Raw genomic sequence first — 18980 nt, forward strand, 5'->3', positions numbered from 1 at the left:
CCACCACTTTTCATTTGCCGAAATCTATTCCATGTTTATGCAGCTTCCGCCTTACGGTAGTCGGGTCTATTTTCAAAGTTCTCGCCATGGCACCGACATTCCTGTCCTCATCCAGCGCATTGAGCAGGATCTGCTTCTCGAAATCAGCCATGATGTCATTCAGGGAATATGAATCATCTGTATTCAGAAATGCCAGGCTCTCCATCCGGGCGTTCTTAATTTCAAACGGTATGTGTTCGAAGTCTATTACATCATCCGAGGCTGTAACCGCGAGCCGTTCAATCATGTTTTCAAGCTCCCTCACGTTACCCGGCCAGTGATAATCGACAAGTATATCGACAGCCAACGGATCGATCTCTACGTCCAAGCCATATTTCTCATTGACCTTTTCCAAATTCTTCATGATCAGAGGATAGATGTCGTCCTTCCGCTCCCGAAGCGGTGGAATCCTGACCGGAACCACATTCAGCCGGTAGTATAGGTCCTCACGGAACTGTTTCTCTTTTACCATTCTTTCAAGATTTTTATTGGTCGCCGCTACAATCCTCACATCGATCGGCACTTTCCCGGTCCCGCCGACACGTGTAATCTCCCGGTCATTGATGACACTGAGCAGCTTACTCTGCATCGAGAAGGATATCTCTCCAATTTCATCGAGGAACAGAGTGCCGCCATCCGCCAGTTCCAGCAGCCCCCGTTTTCCCGCTTCATCCGCTCCCATGAACGCTCCTTTTTCATAACCGAAAAGTTCGGTCTCAAGCAGGGATTCCGTGATGGCACCACAGTCGATTTTCATAAAAGGCTGCTCTGACTCCTTACCATATTTATGGATGAGATGCGCTATTATCCCCTTCCCTACACCAGATTCGCCCTGTATCAGCACCGAAGATTTGACCGCTGCCACACGCAGTACCAGCTTGATGATCTTTTCCATGGCAGGATCCCGTGCAACCAGGTCACTGTCCATTTCCTTATATTTCAACTGTTCGAGTTCCAGATGATAATTCTCATTGATATGCTTTGCATGTTCGAGTTCAGTCTGCAAAGTGTTCAATGAAGTGATATCCCGTGAATTGACGATGATTCCTTTCATCCTGTCCCCGTTAAAAAAAGGTGTTGCGCTCGCCATGACCAGCTTATCATTGATGTTCTGGAACATGTTCACCCGTTCGCCCTGTGCGATCGCCTCGAGTGTAATGGATTCCGGATAGACACCAGAATCCACGAACTCCTGCACATTCCTGCCGATGATTTCCGCCTTTTCAATCCCCTCAATTTCTTCACATGCTTTATTGTAGAAAAGCGTCACACCTTGATCATCAGTGATATGGATTCCATCATAGGAAGAATCGATCAGAGACTGGAATTCTTCATATGTAAAAAGTTTTTCTTCCATGACACCCGCCCCCGTCTGTGAAATATTAGTATCAATTATAATATATCATTTTTCACTCTTCCTTGTACTTCAATTAAAAAAACACGCCCTCCAAAAGGAAGACGTGCATATCTATGATCAAACGTACTTTTTCTCGATGCTGCTCTGATGGAAGTCCCTGAAGCACTGGAAGTGTTTCTGGTTGAGATTGCGGAGCACATACGTCCTCTCGTTCTCTTTATCATTGAGGAGTTTGATGTACAGCGTACCGGCTTCATGGTCGGCTTCGTTGGTGTACTCGATCAACTGCATATCCAGCTCCGTCATTTCCTTGAAAGGATAATGAGTAACCTCCCACTCCGTATCTTCATCGATCGGCCTCAGATTGGAAGTACTCACTGTAATGAGTTCCTCCTCCAGCAGGAAATACATCCCGACGCGCGTCAGGTTGGTCAGGCAGGTGCCGATGCAGTGGGCATTCTGATGACGGTAAGTGTCGTAACTTTCATACGCCTTCAGAAAACGGTTAGCACTGTCCACAAATTCAAGATCACTGCCGTCCAATCTATGTTCATAGTCCAATATTTCCTCGATGCTGAGCGGCAGCTCGATATCTCCAAAGTATTCGTTCAACGTACGGTATCCAATCATTGTCTCACCCTATATTTTATTTTCAGCCAAATCACTCAGGCAGATAGACTGCATACGGGTTCAACATTATCCCATATTTCAAGAGATGTTCATCGAATTTGATTGAATTAATCTAACATAATAATTATATTACATTTTCATATAAACTTCAAACACAATAAAAAAGCGGCATGGAGATCAGAAATTGGTCTTCATGCCGCGAGTGTTTATCTTATACTATTGTGCTGTCTGAACCTTTAACCATTAGTATCCCAAATTGGACATATGAAGCTCAAACATATCCAAGTCCATTCCAATAGTTTGTCCAAGGTATTTATCATCCGTGAACATAGATTTACTTAATATATAAGGTGGGTCATCCAACATTATATATGAGGGTTTATCCAACCCTGCTTTTCTCCAGTTTAAAATAGGTGCTCTGTATTTCTTTTGATGATCTTTGCCAGGTTTAGTGGAGATACTAAAAAAATAAACATCATCATTATCCGTAAACAGAACGAACACCGGTCTAACTTTAAATCCTTCATTGCCTCTGAAGATTACCTGTTGCCGATATATCGAACCGTATATCAATTTATTCATTATGCCAATCCACATGTTTTGGATTGTTTTTTTCCAAAACGACTTTGCCATCTTTTGTCGTTTCCAATCTAACAGCCTTTTCCTTTAATTTTTTAATATTAAAGTTCGGCCTGCGCTGAGGGTTGGGTTTTATATTCAACATACTATTATTCCCCCTGTCTCCTATAATGACATTTATACTATTATATACCCTATCTATGAAGTATTACAACTTTTTCAAAGTGATAATAGATGCATGACGAGAAGAACAGGGGATTTTATTTGCATAAACTCACAAGTGTGGTCTATTCCTCCATCTGTTTCCTGAACTCGTTCATGACGGAGTTGGCCTGCGGGCCGATGATGATCTGGACGTGGTGGTCGTCGACTTTGACGACGCCGTGGGCGCCGGTCTGCTTGATGTTTTCTTCGTTGACCTGATCCATGTCGTCGACGACGAGCCGCAGTCTGGTCATGCAGTTTTCGTAGTCTGTGACGTTGCTGCGGCCGCCGACGTTTTCCAGGACTTTCTTGGCCATGTACTCGTACTTGGAGTGGCTGAGTTCGAGCTCCTGCTCGGATTCTTCGGATTCTGCCCCGAATTCCTCGTCCTTTTCACGTCCGATGACGGGAATGTTCATCTTCGTGATGAGTATATAGAACGTGAAGTAGTACAGGACACCGAAGGCGAGCCCGATCGGCAGGATGAACAGTCCGTTGTCTGCGATACCGAGGTTCAGCGCATAGTCGATGACACTGCCGCCCCATGAGAAGCCGTGCCGGATACTGAGGACATAAAGTGTCGCCCCGGCGAGTCCGGTATAGACCGCATGGATGAAATAGAGCAGCGGTGATGTGAAGATGAAGGTGAATTCTATCGGTTCGGTGAGCCCTGCAATGACGGATGTGAGTCCGCCGGAGGACATCAGTGCCTTCGTCTTCTCTTTCTTCTGTTTATACGCCGCGCGCGTGATGGCGAGTGCGACCGCCGGCACACCGAAGATCATGACGATGAAGAATCCGCCGAGGAAGTAGCCTGCGGTCGGGTCACCGTTCAGAAAGCGCGTGATCTCACCGGTGACGACTTCCCCGTCCGGTGTCTCAAAACTGCCGAGGCCGAAGTAGATGTAGGTGTTCAGCACGTGGTGCAGGCCGAACGGCAGCAGGAAGCGGTTGAGGAAGCCGAACAGGAAGATGCCGAATGCACCCATGCCGACCAGCATCTGCGCGAATGAGTCGATGCCCGCCTGGGCATACGGCCAGATGAATGAGAATATTCCCGCGACCGGGATCATGATCAGTATGATCAGTGTGATCGGCCACTTCTCACCGCCGAAGAATGAGAACATCGCCGGCAGTTCGGTGTCCTTGAAGCGGTTGTACACCGCCGCTGCAATGAGACCCGACATGACCCCGCCGAACACGCTCATATCAAGGTCCGGGTTCATCAGTGTCAGTCCGTGGTTCAGTACCGTAATGGCGAGGTAGCCTGTGAGTGCCGGAATGCCCCTGTCCTTCGTCTTTGCCAGCCCCATGGCGATACCGATGGCGAGCAGCACATCCATGTTCTCGAAGATGACGCCGGCCGCCTGGAACAGTGTGATGTCGAGCAGGTCTTCTGCACTCAGGCGGAACAGGATCCCCGCAATCGGCATGGCGACGATGGGAATCAGCATCGATTTACCCAGATTCTGCATGAATTTTTTCATTGATTATACCCCCTTGCTGAGGTCACCGTAGGTGATCAGCTGAAATCTCGAGTCTTCCGCTATCTTTCTGATGATGCGTGCGTCCGTCAGTGCATCCAGCTCCTCGAGCCGCGGCATGACATACGTCGAGCCCGCAAGGAGCGCTTTGTCGATATATGCCGGGTGGCACATGATCTCGACCGTCTCCGCTTCCCCGAATGTCTCAAGGATCTCTTCATTATCTGCCAACAGTACATCCGGCTCATACTGGAAGAAGCCGGTCGTCGTAAACTCACGAACCGCCGCTTCAAAGTTGTTCCGCACCGGCAGCCTGTACTCCATAGCCAGACGCTTGAACACCGGCAGCACCGGCGCCAGATTATTCACGTGATGATGGCTGTCGAGATGCGTCGGTACGAGTCCCGAGTCCAGGAACTTCTCGATCTGCGCCTTCCATTCGTCATACAGCTCATCCGGATCGATGTGGAACTTGCCCTGGTAGTTCGAATTGCTCTTGAAATCCCCGTTTGCATCCACAAGCGTATGGTGCGTGTCGAGCAGCGGCCGGCCGCATGTCAGCGTCAAGTGTACACCGATGCCCAAACTTTTATGCTCATGCCCCAGCCTGAAGGCATGCTCGGCTGCCGGCATATTCGTCATCAGTGTCGTCGATGTCAGCAGGCCTTCCGTATGCGCATCGATGATGCCGTAGTTGACGGCCCGTGAATAGCCGAAATCATCCGCATTGATTATGATCTGTTTCATATCCGTTCCATCCCCTTTTCCTATTTCAGTTCCGGCCAGTAGCCTCGATTGGCCTCGATCAGGTCATCAAGTACCGCCTTCGCCATGTTCACATCCGTCACCGTGCGGTTCAGTGTCAGTGCCTGGAGCATCTTCATATAACTCTGTTCGTAGTACGCATCCACCACCAGTTTCTCGTATGCATACTGGTTCTCAATCAGCCCTTTGTAGAACGCCGGAATCTCACCGACCGCAAACGGCTTCGGACCATCTTTGGTCAGCATCGCCGGCACTTCCACCATCGCATCCTCCGGAATGTTCGAAATGATGCCGTCGTTCTTCACCATCACGATGTAGATATGATTCAGATGATGAATGAGCGACGCCGCCGCACGGATCATGTACGCACCGTGAATGTCGCCTGTGAGCTCCACACCCTCGAGAGACTGCGAACCGGTGATTTTGTCACACGTCTCGTGCACCCGTTTCTGTCGCCCACCTATCACCTGGCGCGCCCGCGTATTGTCCGGGTCCTCTTTTCGCGCCATATCCTCCGGGTAGAAATAGTACTGCAGATACGTATTCGGCAAATATTCCGGAAAATCCATCAGCATTTTGCGCGCCGTGGCAAACGTCGCCTGCCATGAAGCATCGTTTGCGATTTCACTGTCCGTGGGAATGAAACCCTCATTGACTATTTTGTCTTTTATGACCTCAGTGTAGTCCTGCCCGAGTTTGTCTTCGATTTTCGTGAACCATCCGAAATGGTTGAGCCCGAAATATCCGGGTACGAGGTCCCAAACATCCTTATCCAGCATATCCGCATAGCTCTTCATGATGGCAATCGGCATGTCACATATGTTGAGCACCCGCCTGTCTTCCGGGAATTCCCGCTTCAGCGCCTCGGCCACAATCGCCGCAGGGTTCGTATAGTTCATGATCCATGCGTCTTCTGAGTACGTCCGGATGTCTTTTATCAGTTCGATCATGTCCGGTATCGAGCGCATGCCGTATGCCATGCCGCCCGGTCCGCATGTCTCCTGCCCGAGTATGCCGTGTCTGAGCGGAATCTGCTCATCCTGCTCGCGCATTTTGAGGCCCCCGGTGCGGATCTGAAGGAAGGCCACATCGATGTCCGTGAACGCCGTCTCCATGTCCGTCGTGTACTTGAACTCCTCAAGTTCCGGATATTTCTCACGCAGTATCACTTCCGTCGCTTTCGCAATTTTCTCCTGCCGTGCATGATCCGTGTCATAGAACGTCAATTTGCGGAGCGGCAGCGTCTCCTTCTCTTCAATCAGACTCATGATGATGCCGAGGGTATACGTGCTGCCGCCTCCGACTATGACAAGATTCTTCTTCTCCATCCATGAAACCCCTTCCAATATTATTTAATATCAATTTAACACAAGATTTTTATTATTACAATACAACTTTAATACAAATTTTAAAAGTGGTATTAAATATTGATCACAGATGATAGAATGGACGGTAACGAGAGAGAGGTTGAACAGAGTATGTGGAAGTCTTCGAGACCTTTATATAAACAGGTTGCGAACAGGATCAGGGAGGATATCGTGTCAAACGGCACAGAGGGCGGGGAGGCCATCCCGACGGAGGCGAAGCTGGCACAGATGTATGACGTCAGCCGGGTGACCGTCAGGCGCGCCGTCAAGCTGCTGGCGGAAGAGGGGCTCGTGTACAGTGTGCATGGAAGCGGGACATATGTCAGCGAAAAGAAGATCGAGCATGACATATACAAGCTGCAGGGATTCACCGAGGAGATGAGCGGGCTGCACAACAACCCGTCCAACGAGATCCTCGAGTTCCAGCTGACTTCACCGGATGATGCTGTCAGAGACTACCTGAAGCTCCGTGACGACCAGAAAGTCTACTATGTCAAACGGTTGCGGATTGCCGACGGGCAGCCGCTGATCCTGGAAGAGTCATATCTGCCATATGATCTCTTCCCCGATCTGTCCGTGAATGTCATGAAGGAGTCAAAATACGAGTACATCGAGCAGAAGGGATATATGATCAACAGGAGACACGCCGACCTGAGGCCCATCCTGCCAAGCGGTGAGCTGATGGAACTGCTGCACCTTGAAGAATCGGCTCCGATGCTGTGCCTCGAAGCCTACTCAACCCTGAGCGACGGCACCCCCTTCGAGTACTCCACAGTCTACTACCATCCGGTGAAGTATACATTCAAGTTCGTGTCGGAGAAGTGATCAGAGAAAAAATGCCCGTATGCAGGCTCCTCCGGGAGCCTGCATACGGGTCCATCCTCAACACCATAATCAAATGATTGCTTAAAAAATTCGCCTTGGCACCTTTACATTACATGCGATTTGCATTAACATTTAAATTGTCTAAATATTCTCCCATAATATTAGACAAGCCACCCTCTATCCTAATGTAGAGGGTGGCTTTTTTGTCGTCAATCCATATAGATCATGATCTGCTTCATCACTTTATCGACGGCTTCATCGAGTGTCATGTCGGTGGTGTCTATCTCGATTTCCGGGTTTTCAGGCGCCTCGTAGGGACTCGAGATGCCGGTGAAGTTCGGTATCTCACCGCTTCTCGCTTTCTTGTACAATCCTTTGACGTCGCGCCGTTCGCATTCCTCGAGCGGTGTGCTGACGTATATTTCCACGTACTCCCGTCCGATGGTTTCACGCGCGTTCTGCCGGTCGCTGTCGTACGGGGAGATGAAGGAAGTGAGCGTGACGAGCCCGGCTTCATTCATCAGCTTCGCGACTTCGGCGATGCGGCGGATGTTCTCGACACGGTCCTCTTCCCTGAATCCGAGGTTCCTGTTGAGTCCGTGCCTCACGTTATCCCCGTCGAGCAGCATGGTGTGCCGGCCCATCGCGGCGAGGCGCTGTTCGACGGCATTGGCGAGTGTGGATTTGCCCGAGCCGGACAGGCCGGTGAACCACAGTGTCAGCGGCTTCTGGGCTTTCATGTTGGCCCGGTGTTCCTTCGTCACCGCCGTCTCCTCCCAGATGACGTTCGTCGCCCGGCGCAGTGAATGGTTGATGATGCCGGCGGCTGAAGTCGCATTCGACACGCGGTCCATCAGGATCAGGCCGCCGAGTGCTTCATTATTCTCGAACGTATCGAAAATGAGGTCTTCGGACAGTGAGATGTCGCAGACGACGAGCTCATTCTTATACGCCCGGCCGGCGGACACTTCATCCCCGCTGTTGATGTCAATCTTGTGCTTGATGGACATGATGGTACCGGGCAGTGTCTTCGTCCCCACTTTGACCAGATAATTCCGGCCTTCGACAAGTGGTCCGTCATCCATCCAGAGGAGTGTCGCCGTCAGCATGTCGGTCACTTCGATGCTGTCGGATGTCGTCAGTACACAGCCCCTTGACACATCGACTTCCCTGTCCAGCTGGATGGTGGCCGCCTGGCCGCGTGCAACTTCTTCAGCTTCCCTGTCGCCGATGAGCAGGCTTTTGACCCTCGCCTCCTCGCGGCTCGGCAGTGCAGTGACCGTGTCACCGACGCGGATGCTGCCCGATTCCACCTGTCCCTGGAACCCGCGGAACGTATGGTTCGGGCGGCTCACCCGCTGCACCGGCAGGATGAATGATTCAACATTCCCGCCACGCGCCGTTTCAACCGTTTCAAGATACGGCAGCAGCGCCGGCCCGTCGTACCACAGTGTGTTCTCCGACTTTCCGGTTACGTTATCACCAGCTGTTGCGGATACCGGGATGACCTGCACGCTTTCAAGCCCGAATCCGTATGACGTCTGCATGAAGTCTTTTTGGATCTCCTCGAAGCGGTCCCTGTCATATCCCACGAGATCCATCTTGTTGACGGCAAGCACGACATGCCGGATGCCCATCAGTGCACAGATGCGGGCATGCCGCTTCGTCTGTGTAATGACGCCTTTTGTCGCGTCCACCAGGATGACGGCGAGGTCGGCAAACGAGGCTCCGACCGCCATGTTGCGGGTATACTCTTCATGGCCCGGCGTATCCGCCACGATGAAGGAGCGCTGCTTTGTATTGAAGTAGCGGTAGGCAACGTCGATGGTGATGCCCTGTTCCCGCTCGGCCATCAGTCCGTCGAGCAGCAGTGAATAGTCGATCTCCCCTTCACGGCTGCCGACCCGGCTGTCGAGTTCGAGCGCCTTCTCCTGGTCGGCGAATATCAGTTTCGCGTCATACAGCATGTGGCCGATCAGCGTGGACTTGCCGTCGTCGACGCTTCCGCATGTTATGAATTTCAACAGATCTTTCATCCTAGAAGTACCCCTCTCTCTTGCGGCGTTCCATGCTGCCGGCGGATTCCTGGTCGATGACGCGGCTCGTCCGTTCGGAGGATACCGCACCAAGCGTCTCATCGATGATTTCCTCCAGCGTATCCGCGTCGGACTCGATGCCGCCGGTCAGCGGATAGCACCCGAGTGTCCTGAAACGCACCTTTTTGTTCACGATCTCTTCATCTTCACCAATCCGCATGCGGTCATCATCCACCATGATGATGTTGCCGTCCCGCTCGATCACCGGACGCTCTTTGGCAAAGTACAGCGGCACGATGTCGATCTGCTCCCTGCGGATATACTGCCAGATGTCCTTCTCCGTCCAGTTGGACAGCGGGAAGACACGCATGCTTTCACCCCTGTTGATCCGTGTGTTGTACAGCTTCCACATTTCAGGCTTCTGGTTCTTCGGATCCCAGGCATGGTTTTTGTTGCGGAATGAAAATACGCGCTCCTTCGCACGCGACTTCTCCTCATCACGCCGTCCCCCGCCGAATGCCGCATCAAACCCGTGCGCGTCAAGCGCCTGTTTCAGCGACTGCGTCTTCATGATGTCGGTGTAGGCGGAGCCGTGGTCGAACGGGTTGATGCCCGCATCGACCCCTTCCTGGTTGATGTGCTCTATCATTCTGATGCCGAGTTCATGCGCCCGCCGGTCACGGAATTCGATCATCTCCCTGAACTTCCACGTCGTATTGACATGCAGGAACGGGAACGGCGGCTTTTCCGGATAGAACGCCTTCAGCGCCAGGTGCAGCATGACCGAACTGTCCTTGCCGATGGAATACAGCATGACCGGGTTCTCACACTCTGCAGCCACTTCCCGGATGATATAGATCGCTTCAGCCTCAAGCTCGTCGAGGTGCGTCAAGTTTGCCATGGTTACAACTCCTTCACAAGTGGGTACTGTAATGTTACAGTGTATCCCTTTCATGATAACCTACATAACTGTACAGTACCAACGGAAACACCCGTTTCACCTAGTAACGGGCTCTGGTATAATCAAAATGAAGAATTTCAAAAATTCTAATGACGGAGGAGAGCCATATGCGGACCATCTATTTGCATGTCGGTTACCATAAGACCGCCACGACCTTTATGCAGGGGTCGATATTCCCGAATCTTGAAAATGTGAACTTCATACATCCCGACTACATCACGGAGGACTTGAAGAAATTGCGTCTCGGCAGACTGTCCGGCTATCAGATCGACCTGATCCGGGACGAGTTCGACAGCTTCGAGAACGACCTGCCGCTGCTCATCTCGTATGAAGGCCTCTCGGGCAGCCCGTTCGCGCCCAGGAAAGTGAAGAAGCAGAGCGGCATACTGAAAGACCTCAGAAGAGTCTTCCCAGCCGACCAGTACGACGTCCACATCATCGTCGGCCTCCGCGAGCAGGTCGATCTCATCACTTCACTGTACGTGCAGCATGTTCACCAGGGCGGCGTCATGGACGCCGGGGAGTACATCGAATACTGCCGCAACAACGGCGTACTCGAGAACTTCCACTACCAGAACTATTTGAAAGAGATTGAAAACATCTTCGGCAGGGACCACATGTACATCATGATCTTCGAAGACTTCAAAAAAGCCCCCGCAGAAGAACTGCAGAAGTTGCTGGAGTTTATGGGCGAAGCCGAAATCCCGGAATACGAAGAAGTCAAAAGCGTCCGCAAGGCCAACAAAAGCTTCGGCACCATGCAGGTCGCCCTCGGGCGCAGGATGAATCAGCTCTTCAGGACACCCATCCATCCAGAAGGACCGATGGCACTCATCAGCCTCCCCCACCGGAACTATCTGCCGACACGGTATATACTGCAGAACAAGCTGAGCTACGGCCTGCATCACAGGAAATACCAGCTGCCGATCAACCTGCAGATCTCGCTCAAGAAACAATACACACAGAGCAATTACGAACTCGCAACCCAGTACCAGCTCGATCTGCCGAGAGAGTATTTCATGCAATAGAGGAGCATACAGGCAAAAGAAAGGGCTGTGCGATTCGTCGCACAGCCTTTTAATTTATCTACTTTTATTTAATTTCAGTTCATCTCTTTTTACTTTTATAATCAGAGATGATCGGCCTGATATAGTTCAGTACCTTTTCCCTCTTGACCGGATCTTTCAAAGTATCCTTGACCAGTCTGACGATTAATTTCTTCATCCTCATACCTCATTTTCGATGTAGTGTCCCCAGTGTATCATCATGGACACCCGGTTTAAAACAATTGAGGTGAGAACCCCTGCATTTGACTATTACCATAGGATTATGATAATTGTAATTTTGAATCCAGTGCTCTGGCTAATTTACTGATCGTTTTTAAAGTTGGCGTAGATTCCAATCTTTCAATTCTGGATAATTGTCCTTGATCAATATTGGCTTTTTCAGCTAATTCTTTTTGTGAAATGTTTAATTCTCTTCGTTTATTGATAAGGTCAATCACAAGTTCAGTATGTTCTATCTCTGTTTCTTCCAGCCAATCACTCGCTTGGAAATAGCTCTGTGTCATTGTTCTCCACCTCGCATATACAATATTTTATAGTGCCTGGTTACACGAAGGAACTCATATATACAATACCCTGTATCATATGAAACCTATCAGAGGATTCTTTATACCTACTCATTAATTGTGATTTGATTCATCTTAAACTCCCCCTGCTCACTCCACCGATACAGCCCGAACCTGTAGCCCCACAGCTTGATAAGTTCGCTCCGCCATATGTAGGTTGCTCCGGGGCCTTCATACCAGCGTTCTCCGTCTTTGGATAATAAAACATAATGATCATTTCATATTGGAATTTGGAAGTTTCTATGAACTGCGCCAGTTTTCTCGATGACAGCAGTTCTGAAGGGTTCGGTGGAATCGAACCTGAAGTGATCACGTCGAGCATGTCGAATTCCGTTTTAACGACAAGTTCTTCGGTAGGTATATCAAGATAGCTTTCTGCATTGTCTTCATCTTTAATCGATTTATCAAGATAACCTCTTGAAAATGCCAGTGTCAGTCCAAGTATCAGTCCGATTGCGAGTCCGACCATAATATTTATCAATGGATTGGGAGAGACAGGTTTTGTATCCGCTCCCAAATTCGAGGGTGAAAGGATGGAAACTTTGCCTACGTTCATAATGGTCGTCACCTGCTCCTGGAACACACTCACAATTTCGTCTACAATACGCTGCGCCTCTTCCACACTTCCATCTATCCCAGTGACGGTTAGCACCTGAGACTGCTCCCGATTGGTAACAGCCGCTTGTTCAGAAGACTTGAAAAACGAACTGTTGTAACTCTCCTTAACTTTACGAGCATAATTCTGTATAACGAGTGTTTTTATTAATTTCATTTAGTTAGTATTTTTCAATAATTTTTTGAACTCTAGATATTTTTTATCATACTTCTCCTTAAATGTATATTCTTCTATTACTGCTTTTTTTGTCTGTTTCATATTAATGCTTGCATCAATCAAACTATCATAATAGGTTGCTGATGCAGCTATAATAGCAGCTCCAAAAGCACTACCTTCATTGCCCGCAGCGATGATAGGCTTTTTTAATATGTTACTTCTGATTCTGTTCCAAACTTTGTTTTGACCAGCAGAACCCGCACTGAAGATATTATTTATAGTTACTCCATAGTCTTTCTCCATTTTTTCATACGCCATTCTCTCTATGAAAGCTACTCCTTCCATCCCCGCAAGGAAGCTCTCCTCAAAACTATTTGTATGGTCAAAACCTTTTATTGTCTCATCATGGAACGGAAAACGTTCTCCCATACCTACCAAGGGATAGTGGAATTGTTTTGCAATTCTATTGTTGCGCGCATATTCATTGTAATAGTCCAATTTTTCATCAAATCCATAGTGAGACACCCACTTAGCACCAATATTAGAAGCCCCACCCGGCATCCATAAATCATCTGGGTGTTTGTGACTATAAAAGACATCATCTTTGATATATTGCTTTGACAAACCTTTTATGACCATTGTTGTACCAATAGTTGTACACCAATCCCCTTCTTTTGAACATCCGGTCGATAAAAAACCAGTACAGCCATCAGTCATTCCCAAAACAACCTTTATACCCTGGGGTAAATTTGTTTTCTTATTAATCTCTTCTGATAGGTTACCTACTATTGCTCCCGGTTCATCAACCTTAGGGAATAATGTTTGTAACGCTTGGTCAGTATTATTCCATTGATTATTCAATACATCATAGCCACTTTTTAAAGAACTGCTGTAATCAGAAATTATTTGTTTGCCGGTCAATAATAACACCAGATAATCATTTGCATGTATGAACTTGTATAAATCTTTGTCTTGTGTTTTTCTTTCATTTTGGAACCATAAAACTTTAGCATGTATTGGTGATATATAATTTCCTTCATTCCTCATTTTTTTAAAATATGAATGACCCTCAGAATTATGATACATTATAGCATTATAAATCGGCTGTAAATTTCTGTTAATAGGGATTATTGTACCTGAAGTTGATGTGACACTTATCGATAGTATTTCATTTTTCGTGCTTTTCAACTGTACTGCTATTGAATTTAGAACCTCTAAAACTGATGCTTGCCACACAGAAACATCTTGCTCCGGGCTATTAATCATCTGCTCATCGAACTTCGTACTTTCACTAACTATAACGCTGCCAGCCTCATCTGAAACAATTCCTCTCACCCCTTGGGTTCCCAAATCAAGTCCTATAAATAATGGCATAAATCAATCCTTCTCCAGCAAATGACCGTCATCATTTATTTTCAATAATTCAAATCCATTTGCTTCTGTTTTTAGTACTGCAACTGACGTGTTTCCGCATTTAAATGATCTGTACTTTGACCATTTTGCTTCAAACAATCCTGTCAGGAGTAGCCTGATAATAGTATTATGTGCAACAATCATTACATTCGATTGTGGGTATTCAGTTGATAGTTCATCAATTAATAATTTGATGCGAACATACGCTTCCAACATGGTTTCACCGTGTTCACCCGCTTTTACGTCGCCTACTTCAGTGGTTTGCCATTGGTTCCAGTTCTTACTGAATTTCTCATTTATCTCTTCTTTTGTGTAACCCTCCCATTTGCCAAAATCAATTTCCAGTAACCTTTCATCAGATGAATAATCCCGAGCTAGATAGCTCATCGTTTGTTTTGCTCGTGTGAGAGGAGAGGCATAGAAAGCAGAGAAATCAATTCCTGCAAGCTTTTCTGACAACATTTTACTCTGTCTGTGCCCCTTATTGTTCAGTTGTACATCTGTTCTGCCACAATAGGCATTATCATTAGCATTATGCTCTGTTTCGCCATGTCTTATCAGATAAAAGATCGTCATTCCCCTAACCCCAATCTTTAAAATTAATCAAGAATTCAAAAATACCGTTATCGTTATTAGATAAAGTTTCATATTTACATATATCTTTAACTTCTTTGATTGCATTATCTACTGCTACATTAATATTTACAGACTCCAACATTTGTATGTCATTATGACTGTCTCCAAATGCCATTGTTTTTTTCATATCTATCTTCTCTTTGTCTATTATCAAGTTTACAGATTTTGCTTTCGATATATTCTTCTTCATCATTTCAAGAAAGTAAGGCTTTGTGATAGTAATATTATAATCTTTCTTCAAATCATCAGGGGTAGTGTGCAACACTTTTCTGATTAAACTCGGATGACCTAACCCCATTAGTTTAGGATAGCTTCTTGCTGCTTCCACTAAACTCTCAACTTTTTTCTTTTGTTGTCCAGTTATTTTTTGTTCTATATCCGTATATTCATTTTCTACTTCGTATACTATGAACTCGTCAATATAACTTTGGGCATACAAGTCATTTACGTAAATATAATCCATAAGTTTTTGGATATCATCAGGCGCTAACTTTTCGGAAAATATTTCTTTTCCTCCATATTTCAATAATGCACCATTATATGCAGAAATATATATGTTATTTTCATTTAGCCCTATATTACTGACAACATTTATAATAGAATAGTCTGATCTTCCAGATGCAAATAGAAGGACATTATTATTGTCTTGAAGTTCTTTCAGTTTAGTTTTTAGACTTTCGTGAATTGTGCCATCTTTCATTAAAAGTGAGTCATCTAAGTCAAAAGCAATTAACCATCTTGTCAAATCTTCACATCCTTTTAGGTGGAACAGTATTATTCACTGCTCCACCTATACTATGGATTATTTATTCTGTTGTATTATAATCATGCTCTTTTTCAATTGAAACTTCTTCACCTAATATTGATAAAACGTGCATTTTATAAGAAACATATGCATTATATTCCAGTCGTTCTACCATGTCATAAGCTTTTTCCATGCTTTTGTCCATAATGAGTATTCCATGTCTTTCCAGAAGCAACGCAAGTGGTAAAGTATCACGTGTCTTAATATAGTTTCGGACGCTTTCAGCTAACTCAGGAGTAGTAGCCGGTTTATAATCCAAACATTTTATCTCACCTAACTTTTGAGTAGCCTCAGTGACATTCGGCATATTATTCCCAATACTTGCCCAGACCATGGATTCTTTAGAATGGCCATGAATAACACATTTAATTTCAGGATTCTCTTCATAACATGCCATATGCATATTAATCTCTCGTGTTAATCGCCCCTCTCCTTCAATAATATTCAAATCTTTATCAACAACTAATATTTGAAACGGACTGAGATTACATAGGTAATTCTGAGACATTAAGGTCGGTGTCATAATGATATGATCTTCGCTGACTTTTAAACTCAGGTTCCCACCGGCTGCATTCGTTTGGTATCGATCGAACATCATTTTTATTGTTGTGCACATCTTTTTTCTTTCTTCACTATATAGCATTTATCTCACCTCTAAGATTTCAATATTATTTTCAATATAATTGAATTGATTCAGATCTATTTTACAACTACCATAGTGTTGTACTTTACTGGCAGAAACTATTATGCCCTGCTTTACACAATCGCGGGTAGAATAATTCTGACTAACTCCATAAATGTAACCGCCGACGAAGGAGTCCCCTGCGCCAGTATCGCTTAAGATATCTACTTTAGGCGGTTTAACCTGATATATCGCGTCCTTCGTCATATACATGGCTCCCTCGGAGCCAAGACTACAAACAGCGTTCTTCACTCTTTCCGACAGTTTCATAAATTTCTCATAAATCTCTTCCTCTCCAGGGTAAAGGACATTCAATTCATGTTCGTTCGGTTTGACGAAATCAACCTTTTCTTCTAACGCAGCTTTCAAGTACTCCCCAGCGACATCACACGCAATATAGACACTATTTCTTTTTAAAATTTTTATAAGTTCTCTGAAGTCTTGCAGTGAATAAGTCGGAGGCGGAGATCCTGCGATAACAATAATATCTCCTCCCTTCACCTTATCTTCCAATATGTGCGACAGCTTTTTCTTGTCCAGTTTAGAAATAATAGGTCCTTTTTCTGTGATCATATAACTGCCACCAGAATTATTTATTACTACTATGCTTTCTCTTACTGATTCATTTCTTACTTCAATATATTCATGTTTAATTTCGTAGAGCTCTAAAACCCTATAAAACTCCTCCTTATTCATATCACCAGCAAAACCAAGTGCAATGTTTTCTTGATTCAATTGCTGGAGTATTGCTGATACATGCGTTGCTTTTCCACCTAGGTCAATGAAATTTTTCTCAACTCTATTATTCTGTTCCTGTTTTAGATTCCCTTCAAGATATTTTATTTTGTCAATCGCCGGATTTAATGTAATTGTATAAATCATTTATAACTCCCCAGTTTGACTATGTTTCTTTTTTAATCTGTCCAGTCTGGTATTATATGATTGAAATAAAAATTCCTGAGCGTAATATCTCACCAATAAAGCAATCAAAAATGCTGTTCCCCACATCTCTAGATCTTTAGTAAAGAAACCGATTATCATTAGCAATACAGCCAACAACACCATAAATCCCCAGAATAATTTACTTTTCAAAATATGATTCAAGTTTAATCACTCTTTTCTATGAGTTCGCTTCTTCAATATCTTCTGCAAAATATTTATCATTATCTTTTTGTCTTCCTATCACGAAGTATGTGAATATAGCTAGCCAACCAATCGAAGCAAGTATCGCCCACCACTCGCCATTCATGGCATTTGCGAAGAAGAGTTTGAATTCTCCGTTTTCAATAGTACTCCAAGTCAGCATACTTCCTTCTTCTACATTTACAGCGCCCGTTTCTTTTGCCAATCTTGTGATATAAGGTGAAAAATATGTCGAAATATAGAGAAATACCGGTGCAGTTATGATTCCATAAATAATCATGCGTACTAGGTTCCCTCGTGTTAATAATACAGCGCCCACCACAATAGACAGATTGATGATTCCACCAAATGGGAGAACGGTATTGCCGGGTAGTGTTACTGCAAATAAGAGCAACACAGGAACAATGATAATTGCAGTTACCCAAATCTCATTTCTACCTGCTAATATTGGCCAATCCAATCCGATAAGAATCTCTCGATCTTCAAACCGCTTTTTCATAAAATCAGAAATAGCGTCTGATATCGGTGATAACGCTTGCATAAATAATTTTGAAACCATTGGGAATAAAGTCAAAGCTGTAGCTGCCTGAATAGCAAGAATTAGAGACTCCTGAATGCTGTAACTCGCAGCTAAACCAAGCAATAGACCAATAATACCACCCATTATATGGTTCTCAGCAAAAACTCCTAATTTATCTCTAAGTGCTTCTGCATCCATTTTTTTGTTAAGAAAAGGGACTTTATCCATTAACTTATCGATGGGATATAATAACGAAGCGACTAATGTCATATGATGCGGAACAGTTACCCCAGGGATTCCAGTCAGGTCTTCAACTTCTCTCCCCCACACATCTCCAATTTTCAGTTCCACTATTACTTGTATGCTTGCAACAATGAAACCAGCAACTATACTTCCTGACAAATATGTCACTAAAATTGCGGTGAAAATTTTCCCCCAAACATTCCATACATCAACATTTAGTGTTTTTGTCCACTTGAACGCCAACATGGTGATGTTTATAATGACTAAGATTGGAAACATTAAGAAGGCAAATGGCCATGACCATGTGATTGCCGCTGCTGTTGTCCAACCGCCATCGACTGATGTTAAGTTTATACCTGTATTTTCTGCAAAAGTCTGTGCTGCAGGACTGATGGCTGAAAGCATGTAATCTACTACTAAAGTCATACCTGAAAATGCAACACCAAAGATAATGGCAGCACTCAAAGCATCTTTGAATTTCATCCTTGCTATAAGACCTATCACAAGCATTATGATCGGTACAAATACCGAGGCTCCCATGTCCAGTACATATTGAACTGCATTTTGTAATACTTCCATATAATTTTCCTTTCTGAAAAGTATTTATTTTAGAGCATCAATCAATTTCTGTTTTTCTTCTTCAAGTCCCATACCAGTAAGGAAAGCTATCCCGTTTAAAGTTGGTATTTCATATTCTTTGTTGCTTTTTGTTATAGAAACATATACATCTGCTGATCTGATATAACTGTCCAGTGATTTGATATCGACTGCTTCCACATTCGCTCTCACATTATTCTCATCAAGGATTCTTTTAACTTTTGAAGCTACAGTTTGACTAGTTGCTACACCACTTCCACATGCTACGATTACATTTTTCATAGTTATCCTC

Annotated in this window: 20 protein-coding genes; 2 read left to right on the top strand and 18 right to left on the bottom strand. The window is 45.3% G+C overall.

Going from position 1 to position 18980, the window contains the following annotated elements; all coding sequences use genetic code 11:
- Positions 1 to 10 precede the first annotated feature (10 nt).
- The 7 genes from WN59_RS09770 to WN59_RS09795 all read right to left on the bottom strand — a co-directional run bounded on the left by WN59_RS09770 (position 11) and on the right by WN59_RS09795 (position 6386).
- Complete coding sequence (locus tag WN59_RS09770) at positions 11 to 1396, bottom strand: sigma-54 interaction domain-containing protein (protein WP_052747385.1); 1386 nt, start codon at positions 1394 to 1396, stop codon at positions 11 to 13.
- Between the two features lie 117 nt (positions 1397 to 1513).
- Positions 1514 to 2026, bottom strand: coding sequence for a hypothetical protein (locus WN59_RS09775; RefSeq protein WP_046516558.1), 513 nt, complete (start codon positions 2024 to 2026; stop codon positions 1514 to 1516).
- 243 nt (positions 2027 to 2269) lie between these two features.
- A complete protein-coding gene (locus tag WN59_RS09780) occupies positions 2270 to 2608 on the bottom strand; it encodes a hypothetical protein (protein WP_046516562.1) in 339 nt (112 codons plus the stop codon).
- Positions 2601 to 2750: a hypothetical protein gene (locus WN59_RS13630; RefSeq protein ID WP_156172424.1), complete on the bottom strand. Its 150-nt coding sequence runs from the start codon at positions 2748 to 2750 to the stop codon at positions 2601 to 2603. Before WN59_RS13630 ends, WN59_RS09780 begins: the two co-directional genes overlap by 8 nt.
- 142 nt (positions 2751 to 2892) lie before the next feature.
- Positions 2893 to 4296: a PTS transporter subunit EIIC gene (locus WN59_RS09785; RefSeq protein WP_046516565.1), complete on the bottom strand. Its 1404-nt coding sequence runs from the start codon at positions 4294 to 4296 to the stop codon at positions 2893 to 2895.
- 3 nt (positions 4297 to 4299) lie between these two features.
- On the bottom strand, positions 4300 to 5040 hold the full coding sequence (gene chbG, locus WN59_RS09790; RefSeq protein ID WP_046516568.1) for a chitin disaccharide deacetylase: 741 nt from the start codon (positions 5038 to 5040) through the stop codon (positions 4300 to 4302).
- 20 nt (positions 5041 to 5060) lie between these two features.
- Entirely contained in the window at positions 5061 to 6386 is a 1326-nt protein-coding gene (locus WN59_RS09795) for a 6-phospho-alpha-glucosidase (protein ID WP_046516571.1), read from the bottom strand.
- Between the two features lie 99 nt (positions 6387 to 6485).
- Here WN59_RS09795 and WN59_RS09800 point away from each other — a divergent pair, with 99 nt between their 5' ends.
- Complete coding sequence (locus WN59_RS09800) at positions 6486 to 7250, top strand: GntR family transcriptional regulator (RefSeq protein ID WP_231577199.1); 765 nt, start codon at positions 6486 to 6488, stop codon at positions 7248 to 7250.
- A gap of 209 nt (positions 7251 to 7459) precedes the next feature.
- Here the strand turns inward: WN59_RS09800 and cysC are convergent, their stop codons facing one another.
- Positions 7460 to 9286 (bottom strand): adenylyl-sulfate kinase, encoded by a 1827-nt coding sequence (gene cysC, locus WN59_RS09805; protein ID WP_046516577.1) that lies wholly within the window; start codon positions 9284 to 9286, stop codon positions 7460 to 7462.
- 1 nt (position 9287) lies between these two features.
- Positions 9288 to 10187 carry a sulfate adenylyltransferase subunit CysD gene (gene cysD / locus WN59_RS09810; protein WP_046516581.1) on the bottom strand — a complete coding sequence of 300 codons (900 nt, stop codon included), beginning with the start codon at positions 10185 to 10187 and terminating at the stop codon, positions 9288 to 9290.
- A 167-nt stretch (positions 10188 to 10354) separates the two neighbouring features.
- Here cysD and WN59_RS09815 point away from each other — a divergent pair, with 167 nt between their 5' ends.
- The gene (locus WN59_RS09815) at positions 10355 to 11275 is read left to right on the top strand and encodes a sulfotransferase domain-containing protein (RefSeq protein WP_046516585.1); all 921 of its coding nucleotides are present in this window, start codon (positions 10355 to 10357) and stop codon (positions 11273 to 11275) included.
- A gap of 299 nt (positions 11276 to 11574) precedes the next feature.
- On the opposite strand, the gene WN59_RS09820 is transcribed toward WN59_RS09815, so the two are convergent.
- From WN59_RS09820 to WN59_RS09865, 9 genes are all read right to left on the bottom strand, one after another.
- Positions 11575 to 11817, bottom strand: coding sequence for a helix-turn-helix domain-containing protein (locus WN59_RS09820; protein ID WP_046516589.1), 243 nt, complete (start codon positions 11815 to 11817; stop codon positions 11575 to 11577).
- Positions 11818 to 11947: 130 nt separating this feature from the next.
- On the bottom strand, positions 11948 to 12529 hold the full coding sequence (locus WN59_RS13760; RefSeq protein WP_197073409.1) for a hypothetical protein: 582 nt from the start codon (positions 12527 to 12529) through the stop codon (positions 11948 to 11950).
- Between the two features lie 120 nt (positions 12530 to 12649).
- Positions 12650 to 14023 (bottom strand): FGGY-family carbohydrate kinase, encoded by a 1374-nt coding sequence (locus tag WN59_RS09830; protein WP_046516592.1) that lies wholly within the window; start codon positions 14021 to 14023, stop codon positions 12650 to 12652.
- Positions 14024 to 14026: 3 nt separating this feature from the next.
- Positions 14027 to 14638 carry a histidine phosphatase family protein gene (locus tag WN59_RS09835; RefSeq protein WP_052747389.1) on the bottom strand — a complete coding sequence of 204 codons (612 nt, stop codon included), beginning with the start codon at positions 14636 to 14638 and terminating at the stop codon, positions 14027 to 14029.
- Between the two features lie 4 nt (positions 14639 to 14642).
- Positions 14643 to 15443 (bottom strand): Cof-type HAD-IIB family hydrolase, encoded by an 801-nt coding sequence (locus tag WN59_RS13325; RefSeq protein ID WP_052747391.1) that lies wholly within the window; start codon positions 15441 to 15443, stop codon positions 14643 to 14645.
- Positions 15444 to 15504: 61 nt separating this feature from the next.
- Positions 15505 to 16146, bottom strand: coding sequence for a class II aldolase/adducin family protein (locus WN59_RS09845; RefSeq protein ID WP_046516595.1), 642 nt, complete (start codon positions 16144 to 16146; stop codon positions 15505 to 15507).
- Positions 16147 to 17067, bottom strand: a complete 921-nt coding sequence (locus WN59_RS09850; RefSeq protein WP_046516599.1) for a 1-phosphofructokinase family hexose kinase — start codon at positions 17065 to 17067, stop codon at positions 16147 to 16149.
- A 238-nt stretch (positions 17068 to 17305) separates the two neighbouring features.
- Positions 17306 to 18670, bottom strand: coding sequence for a PTS galactitol transporter subunit IIC (locus tag WN59_RS09860; protein ID WP_046516608.1), 1365 nt, complete (start codon positions 18668 to 18670; stop codon positions 17306 to 17308).
- 24 nt (positions 18671 to 18694) lie between these two features.
- Complete coding sequence (locus tag WN59_RS09865; RefSeq protein ID WP_046516612.1) at positions 18695 to 18970, bottom strand: PTS sugar transporter subunit IIB; 276 nt, start codon at positions 18968 to 18970, stop codon at positions 18695 to 18697.
- Between the last annotated feature and the right edge of the window lie 10 nt (positions 18971 to 18980).

Source organism: Salinicoccus sediminis, assembly GCF_000986795.1.
GTDB classification, from domain to species: Bacteria; Bacillota; Bacilli; order Staphylococcales; family Salinicoccaceae; genus Salinicoccus; species Salinicoccus sediminis.